The organism is Paracoccus halophilus, from assembly GCF_000763905.1.
GTDB classification, from domain to species: Bacteria; Pseudomonadota; Alphaproteobacteria; order Rhodobacterales; family Rhodobacteraceae; genus Paracoccus; species Paracoccus halophilus.
On sequence record NZ_JRKN01000083.1, the window covers coordinates 1 to 1,726 of the forward strand.

Here is a 1,726-nt window from a genome sequence, read left to right on the forward strand (position 1 = left end):
GAAATGGCGGAGGCTCGACGGTCGGAACCGCCTGCCGGAGGTCATCAGCGGGGTTGAGTTCCGCGACGGCGTCCGCCACATTCAAGCTGCCGCCTGATCAAGCGTCACCAACTTTCGAGCATATCTCGCCTGACAGTCCAGGATTTTCATCTTCTGGTTCGGCTCAAAGTGTTCAACACAGAACAGATGAATCAGGCGGTTTTCGCCTTCCGCCGATACGAAGATGCCTCATTGAATTACACTGGGATTGATAGTCATGAAGGCCTGTCGAGTTATGGCCTGTATAACACGGTTGTTGCCCGGGAATAGGTCAGGCTCTTGCGAGAGTAGGATAGCGTAAAAGTGTAAACTAGCAAAGCTATGTTCAATCAAGTTGCCGGTGGAGTGTACTCGATCGGGCGCATGATAGTATTACCTTCATGAATGATCTCTGCCGGGAGAAGGGACCGCCTGACTCGGCCCACGGTCACCTCGAACAAAGCAATAGAGTTGCGGCCCTTACGCTTTGGCGGTGCCACAATGTCGATCTGCTTGCCCGCAGCTTCTACTTTTGTGAGCGTCACGGCTTCGTTCAAATCTGTATCCGCAGATATGACCAGGGCACGATCAAACCGATCCTGTAGCGCATCTGCCATCAGGTGGACACCAATGTTAACATCAGTCTCTTTTTCCTCGTGAGCCTTATAGCGGACACCACAGGTTTTGCACTGCATTGGTTTCTCTTTGAAGCGGCCCTCAATGAACTGGACGCCTCGGGCCTGCAATGCTGCTACATATCTTTGGTGGCGGCGATAGCTTGCCGGCATCCATGTCGCATAGGCTGAGAAGTATTTGACGGTAGTGACGACTTCTTTTTCTCGGACCAAGGTTTCAGACAGCGCCCAAAGATCAAGCCATTTCAGATGGCTTTCGCCTAGATCATCAAGTGCGTGGTAGAGATTAAAGCCATCAATGTAGACTGAAACACGCCTTGTTGTCATGCGTTCACCAAACCAAGAAATGAAAAAGCCGCCCTTGCGAGCGGCTTATCCGATGGCGCGAACCCCACCGGTTAGATGACCCCTATCTAACACCGAAAACTGTTCACGCAAGCTTAATCTGGCGATCGCTGCCTCACATTCTTGTGCCGTCCCGTTGGGACGTCCGCGCGAAGCGCCGGGCCTGTCGGCGGGTTGCCTTAAGGTTGCCCGCCGACAGGTCACCCAGAAACCGCCCTCAGCCAGGATCATACCACCATGCAAAAAGGCCCCCGCCTGCTGACGGGGGCCTCGATCATTTCGGCGGTACGGGCTGTTACTCGGCGGCCATCCGGTCGGCCTGCGCAGTGCGGGTCATGATGTAGTCCACGGCCTTCTGCGCCTCCGACGCAGCGCGGAATATTGCGCGGCTGTCTTCCTTCATCGCCTCAAGCCATCCTTCGACATAGGCCGCGCTCTGGTCAAATTCAGGCTCCACCCCGATCTGCGCGCAAAGCATGCAGTTGCCAATCTCCGCGACCAGCTCCTCGAACGCGTAAGCCTTGCGATCATTGAACCGGCCCAAACGGTCCAGCCGCTTTGTCGCTCCTGTCCAGTGCGTCTTATGCCGACCTCGGCATAAGACCCATAATGCCGAGGTTCGGATTATGCCGCGCCGATCTGCTAGACTTATTGGATTGCGGTTAGGCCGGCGCGGCGTGTCGGCATAATTCAGAGTCCTTCGAGGAATGCCAAGAGTTCGTCACTCG

2 protein-coding genes are annotated in these 1,726 nt (G+C 55.3%); both read right to left on the reverse strand.

Annotated elements, in window-relative coordinates; all coding sequences use genetic code 11:
• Positions 1-368 precede the first annotated feature (368 nt).
• On the reverse strand, positions 369-980 hold the full coding sequence (locus tag IT41_RS19150) for an NYN domain-containing protein (protein ID WP_036744373.1): 612 nt from the start codon (positions 978-980) through the stop codon (positions 369-371).
• 313 nt (positions 981-1,293) lie between these two features.
• On the reverse strand, positions 1,294-1,707 hold the full coding sequence (locus tag IT41_RS19155; RefSeq protein ID WP_331435352.1) for a zincin-like metallopeptidase domain-containing protein: 414 nt from the start codon (positions 1,705-1,707) through the stop codon (positions 1,294-1,296).
• Between the last annotated feature and the right edge of the window lie 19 nt (positions 1,708-1,726).

Excerpts from the sequence above, each read along its gene's own strand:
- IT41_RS19150 (WP_036744373.1), bottom strand. The coding sequence starts at position 980 with ATGACAACAAGGCGTGTTTCAGTCTACATTGATGGCTTTAATCTCTAC.